A 5,706-nucleotide genomic window follows, 5' to 3' on the forward strand; every position below is an offset into this window, starting at 1 on the left:
TCCTCGGCGTTTCTAACGTGAAATCATTCTGAATTTTGAGCGGTTTTGCGTGTTTGTGACGCTACCAAAAGTAGTGAATAAGTGAGTGCATGGCCAACAAAGACGGCGTCATCGAGATCGAGGGATCGGTTGTTGAAGCTCTACCGAACGCAATGTTTCGTGTGGAGTTGACCAACGGACACATTGTCCTAGCCCACATCTCGGGCAAAATGCGTCAGCACTACATCCGCATTCTCCCCGGAGACCGCGTGATCGTAGAGCTTTCCACGTACGACCTGACTCGCGGCCGCATCATTTACCGCTACAAGTAGAAAGTAAGAGCATGAAGGTTAACCCGAGCGTTAAGAAGATCTGCGACAAGTGCAAGGTGATTCGTCGTCACGGCAACGTGATGGTTATTTGCGAGAACCCTCGTCACAAGCAGCGCCAGGGCTAATTGCCCTAACCCATAACTAAATACTCAAGGAATCACCAAGCGTAAAGCTAACCCCCGGAAAGAAGGCCGGGGCCCGATCCGCCAGATCGAGATGGTAATTCCGAAGACCTTCTTTCAAACAGGAGAAAATCCAAATGGCACGTATTGCTGGAGTAGATATCCCTCGCGACAAGCGCGTGGTTATCTCCCTTACCTACATCTACGGCGTTGGCCGCACTCGCTCAAGCGAGATTCTAAAGACCACCAAAATCGACGAGTCGGTTCGCGTCAAGGACCTAACTGACGACCAGTTGATTGCACTTCGCGACGAGATCGAGAAGAACTACAAGGTTGAGGGTGACCTGCGACGCGACGTTGCAGCAGACATCCGCCGCAAGGTTGAAATCGGTTCCTATGAGGGACTGCGCCACCGTAAGGGACTTCCGGTCCGCGGACAGCGCACCAAGACAAACGCTCGTACTCGCAAGGGTCCAAAGCGCACTGTCGCCGGTAAGAAGAAGGCAGCCCGCTAATAGCGGCCGAAGGATTTAGGAGATAAAAAAATGGCAGCACCTAAGGCATCCGCAGCGGCCCGCAAGCCTCGTCGCAAGGATAAGAAGAACATCCCAACTGGTCAGGCGCACATCCGCTCGACCTTCAACAACACCATCATCACCATCACCGACCCAACCGGAGCAGTAATCTCCTGGTCGTCGTCCGGTGACGTGGGCTTCAAGGGTTCTCGTAAGTCAACCCCGTTCGCAGCCCAGATGGCAGCCGAGTCTGCAGCCCGCAAGGCGCAGGAGCACGGTCTAAAGAAGGTTGACGTATTCGTCAAGGGCCCAGGCTCTGGTCGTGAGACTGCAATTCGTTCGCTTCAGGCCGCAGGCCTAGAGGTTGGCTCAATTTCTGATGTGACCCCACAGGCTCACAACGGTTGCCGCCCTCCAAAGCGTCGTCGCGTCTAACTAAAGCTTTTTCGGATTCACCAGCACAACTAAAGATTCAAAGCATTCAGCTAAGCCACTGAGTGTAAAGACGAGTATCAAATAGCGGATACTCAGATGAAAGGAACCAAATAGTGCTAATTGCACAGCGTCCAACTCTTCACGAAGAAGTACTAGGCCCTAACCGTTCACGTTTCATCCTGGATCCACTGGAGCCAGGATTTGGTTACACCCTTGGAAACTCACTACGTCGCACCCTGCTTTCTTCGATTCCAGGTGCAGCAGTGACCAACATCCGTATTCAGGGTGTTAGCCACGAGTTCTCCACTATCCCAGGCGTCAAGGAAGACGTTGTTGAGGTAATCCTCAACATCAAGAACCTTGTGGTTTCCTCCGAGCACGACGCTCCAGTTGTTGCTCACCTCACCAAGAGCGCTGCCGGTCCTGTGACCGCAGCAGACATCCAGGTTCCTGCTGGTGTTGAGGTGCACAACCCAGAGCTACTAATCGGAACTCTAAACGCCAAGGGCAAGCTAGAGATCGAGTTCGTTATCGAGCGCGGTCGTGGCTATGTTCAGGCTTCTCAGAACCGCAACGCAGATGCAGAAGCTGGCGTAATTCCAGTCGACTCCATCTACAGCCCAGTTCTAAAGGTTTCCTACCGCGTTGAGGCAACTCGTGCGGGTGAGTTCACCAACTTCGACAAGCTAATTGTTGACGTTGAGACCAAGCCTTCGGTTGAGCCTCGCGATGCAGTTGCATCTGCTGGTTCCACCCTGGTTGAGCTATTTGGCCTAGCCAAGGAGCTAAACGCTGAGGCCGAGGGTATCGAGATTGGACCGGCACCGGTTGAGGTTGCAGCTTCTAACGAGCTATCAACTCCAATTGAGGACCTGGACCTAACCGTTCGTTCTTACAACTGCCTAAAGCGCGAGGGCATCAACACCGTTTCAGAGCTAATCGCTTTGAGCGAAGACCAGTTGATGAACATTCGCAACTTTGGTTCCAAGTCTGTTGACGAGGTTCGCGAGAAGCTTGCTTCTCTAGGCCTTCGCTTCAAGGACGCAGTTCCAGGATTCGACGCGGCCTACTTCGGTGGCGGCTTCGACGACGACCAGATCTAAACGCGTAGAAACTCAAGGAGAAGAAAATGCCAACCCCAACTAAGGGCCCACGTCTCGGAGGCGGTCCAGCCCACGAGCGTCTGATGCTCAACAACATGGCAACCTCGCTGTTTAAGCACAAGCGCATCGTTACAACTGAGACCAAGGCCAAGCGCCTTCGTCCAATTGCCGAGCGCCTAGTGTCTTTCGCAAAGCGCGGTGACCTACACGCACGTCGCCGCGTAATGCAGCAGATCCTAGACAAGGGTGTCGTTCACGAGCTATTCGTTGAAATTGCACCGCTAGTGGCAGAGCGCCAGGGCGGCTACACCCGCATCACCAAGCTTGGCTTCCGTAAGGGCGACAACGCTCCTATGGCAGTTATCGAGCTAGTGCTAGAGGCTGTAGACCCAAAGCCAAAGTCCAACAAGGTCAAGCTCACTAACAACATCGCAACCACCGCAGCAGCAGCTGTTGTGGCGGACGAGGTTGTCGAGGAAGCTGCAGTTGAAGAAGTTGTGGTCGAGACCCCAGCAACTGAGACTGAGTCACCAGCTGTTGAGACCGAAGCTCCAGCTGCAGAGGCAGTCGAAGAGGCTCCAGCTGCAGAGGTGGTCGAAGAGGCTCCAGCAGCCGAGGCTGAGGCACCTGCCGCAGAGGCAGACGCATCTACCGCTGAATAAGGAATTGCAAATGAGTGAACCCGCTGGTCTTGCTGGCGGGTTTTCTCGTTTCCGGGTCGACTTCGCCTACGACGGCACTGACTTTAACGGTTGGGCAAAACAGCCAAAACTTCGAACCGTCCAAGGTGTTTTGCTCGAGGTCATGGAGCAGATTTTTGGGCCAACCGAGAACGATTTTGCGATGCGGATCGCTGGTCGCACCGATGCCGGCGTCCACGCAGATCACCAGGTTTGCCACTTTGATCTCTCACCTGAGCAGCAAAAGCGCCTCGGGAGAACTCCGCTTACGGCCAGAAGGCTAAATAACCTACTTCCATCTGATATCGCGGTTCACAGCATCTCAGTTGCCGCGGACGGCTTTGATGCCAGATTCTCGGCGATTGGTCGCAGCTACAAGTACTTGATTACCGACGGAGCCTGCAAGCCAAACCCAAAGCGCGCCAGATATGCCTTGAGCGTGAAAAAAGAGCTTGATGTCGATTTGATGCAGCAGGGCACCCAATTACTAGTTGGCCTTAGGGATTTTGGTGCCTTTTGCAAGCCTCGTGAGGGGGCGACCACTATTCGTGACCTGCGAACCCTGAGCGTCACAAGACTGCCGGATAACGCTATTGAAGTCTTTTTGGAAGCGGATGCTTTCTGTCACAACATGGTCAGGGCAATCGTCGGATCCCTGATAGCAGTAGGGGAAAAGCGCCATAGCCTCGCTGATCTCAAAGCCATGCAGGAGTCCGCTGTTCGAGGGGCAAAAGTCAAGGTAATCGACCCAAGAGGCCTTACTTTGGACGCAATTTCGTACCCCAGTGATGAAAAATTGGGCGAACAGGCTCAGCGCGCTAGAAGAAGGCGTACCGCAGAGGAAATATCTGTTTGACCTAAGGCTAATTAGTCCCCTAGAATTAGCCCTTGGTTCGGCTCTGCCGAAAGGGTTTGAAACCGCGATACTGATGCGGAATCACACATAAGAAACTAAGAGGTAATTTAGCGTGCGTACTTATTCGCCAAAGGCCAGCGAGCTGTCCCACGAGTGGTTCATCATTGACGCCACCGACGTGGTTTTGGGTCGCCTAGCTTCTCACGCCGCAGTTTTGCTGCGCGGAAAGCACAAGCCAACCTTTGCTGCTCACATGGACAACGGTGACTTCGTCATCATCATCAACGCAGAGAAGGTTGCACTAACCGGTTCGAAGTTGGCACAGAAGAAGGCTTACCGTCACTCTGGTTACCCAGGTGGTCTAACCGCTACCACTTACTCTGAGCTTTTGGAGAAGAACCCAGAGCGCGCAGTTGAGAAGGCGATCCGCGGCATGTTGCCAAAGAACACCCTTGGCGACCAGCAGCTCTCCAAGCTAAAGGTTTATAAGGGCGCTGTCCACCCACACGTTGCACAGCAGCCAAAGCCATTCGTCATTGACCAGATTGCCCAGTAAGGAATACCAATTGGCTGAGAAGATCGTCGCAGAAGTTGCAGAAGAGGCAGTAGTAGAGACCTCTTACACCACCGAGAGTGCTCCTGAGAAGCCTGTGCGCTCTCGTGGCAACCTGACTCAGAATGGTGCTGGCACTGGCCGTCGCAAAGAGGCAGTTGCTCGCGTTCGCCTAATCCCAGGTACCGGCAAGATCACCGTGAATGGCCGCACCCTAGAGGAATACTTCCCAAACAAGCTGCACCAGCAGCTAATCACCGACCCATTCAAGGTGCTAGAGCTACAGGGCGCATACGACGTCATCTCTCGCATTGATGGTGGCGGAATTGCTGGCCAGGCTGGAGCACTTCGCCTAGGCATCTCTCGTGCACTGAACGAGATTGACACCGACAATAACCGCGCTGCTTTGAAGAAGGCTGGCTTCCTCCGCCGTGACTCTCGCATCATTGAGAGCAAGAAGGCCGGTTTGAAGAAGGCCCGCAAAGCTTCTCAGTTCTCAAAGCGCTAAAGATACGCTTCTGCCATGGGCAGGCTATTTGGCACTGACGGTGTTCGCGGAACCGCGAACAAGGAAATCACCGCAGAATTCACGCTTCGTTTGGCGCAGGCTGCTGCCTTGGTATTGGGCGCAGATGCCAGAAATCGCGGTGATCGCCCAAGAGCTGTTATTGCCCACGACCCAAGAATCTCAAGTGACTTTATTTCAGCTGCCGTCGCAGCCGGACTGGCATCTTCCGGCGTCGACGTCTTTGATGCCGGAGTAGTTCCAACCCCGGCAGCTGCGTATCTAACCGCAGACATCGATGCCGATTTTGGTGTCATGATCTCGGCCAGCCACAACTCTGCTCCAGATAACGGCATCAAGTTCTTTGCTCGCGGCGGTCAAAAGCTGGCAGATGCCACCGAAGACAAAATCGAAAGGGCTATGGGTCAATCCCTGACTCCAATTGGGTCGGAAGTTGGTCGCGTAACCAGGTTCTCAGACGCCGAAGACCGCTACATTCTCCACCTGCTTGGCACGCTTCCGAATCGCCTTGACGGTTTGAAGATTGTGTTGGACTGCGCTCACGGTGCGGCAAGTGCTATTTCTCCGCAGATTTTCTCCGACGCCGGAGCCAAGGTAATCGTTAT

10 protein-coding genes are annotated in these 5,706 nt (G+C 53.9%); all 10 read left to right on the plus strand.

Annotation, left to right across the window (positions count from 1 at the left end; translation table 11 throughout):
- Nucleotides 1-89 precede the first annotated feature (89 nt).
- Nucleotides 90-311 carry a translation initiation factor IF-1 gene (gene infA, locus AC128V_RS06320; protein ID WP_482763831.1) on the plus strand — a complete coding sequence of 74 codons (222 nt, stop codon included), beginning with the start codon at nucleotides 90-92 and terminating at the stop codon, nucleotides 309-311.
- Nucleotides 312-322: 11 nt separating this feature from the next.
- Entirely contained in the window at nucleotides 323-436 is a 114-nt protein-coding gene (rpmJ, locus tag AC128V_RS06325; RefSeq protein ID WP_007540807.1) for a 50S ribosomal protein L36, read from the plus strand.
- 134 nt (nucleotides 437-570) lie between these two features.
- Entirely contained in the window at nucleotides 571-948 is a 378-nt protein-coding gene (gene rpsM / locus AC128V_RS06330) for a 30S ribosomal protein S13 (protein ID WP_482763832.1), read from the plus strand.
- 30 nt (nucleotides 949-978) lie between these two features.
- Nucleotides 979-1,383 carry a 30S ribosomal protein S11 gene (rpsK, locus tag AC128V_RS06335; RefSeq protein ID WP_482763833.1) on the plus strand — a complete coding sequence of 135 codons (405 nt, stop codon included), beginning with the start codon at nucleotides 979-981 and terminating at the stop codon, nucleotides 1,381-1,383.
- Nucleotides 1,384-1,496: 113 nt separating this feature from the next.
- Nucleotides 1,497-2,486: a DNA-directed RNA polymerase subunit alpha gene (locus AC128V_RS06340; RefSeq protein ID WP_482763834.1), complete on the plus strand. Its 990-nt coding sequence runs from the start codon at nucleotides 1,497-1,499 to the stop codon at nucleotides 2,484-2,486.
- Nucleotides 2,487-2,512: 26 nt separating this feature from the next.
- Nucleotides 2,513-3,148, plus strand: a complete 636-nt coding sequence (gene rplQ / locus AC128V_RS06345) for a 50S ribosomal protein L17 (RefSeq protein ID WP_482763835.1) — start codon at nucleotides 2,513-2,515, stop codon at nucleotides 3,146-3,148.
- Nucleotides 3,149-3,158: 10 nt separating this feature from the next.
- The gene (gene truA / locus AC128V_RS06350; protein ID WP_482763836.1) at nucleotides 3,159-4,022 is read left to right on the plus strand and encodes a tRNA pseudouridine(38-40) synthase TruA; all 864 of its coding nucleotides are present in this window, start codon (nucleotides 3,159-3,161) and stop codon (nucleotides 4,020-4,022) included.
- 112 nt (nucleotides 4,023-4,134) lie between these two features.
- Nucleotides 4,135-4,578, plus strand: coding sequence for a 50S ribosomal protein L13 (gene rplM, locus AC128V_RS06355; RefSeq protein ID WP_482763837.1), 444 nt, complete (start codon nucleotides 4,135-4,137; stop codon nucleotides 4,576-4,578).
- Between the two features lie 10 nt (nucleotides 4,579-4,588).
- Complete coding sequence (gene rpsI, locus AC128V_RS06360; protein ID WP_482763838.1) at nucleotides 4,589-5,083, plus strand: 30S ribosomal protein S9; 495 nt, start codon at nucleotides 4,589-4,591, stop codon at nucleotides 5,081-5,083.
- A gap of 15 nt (nucleotides 5,084-5,098) precedes the next feature.
- Nucleotides 5,099-5,706 (plus strand): phosphohexomutase domain-containing protein (locus AC128V_RS06365; RefSeq protein ID WP_482763839.1); only part of this gene is annotated, 608 nt, incomplete at its 3' end.

Source organism: Aquiluna sp. (assembly GCF_965064355.1).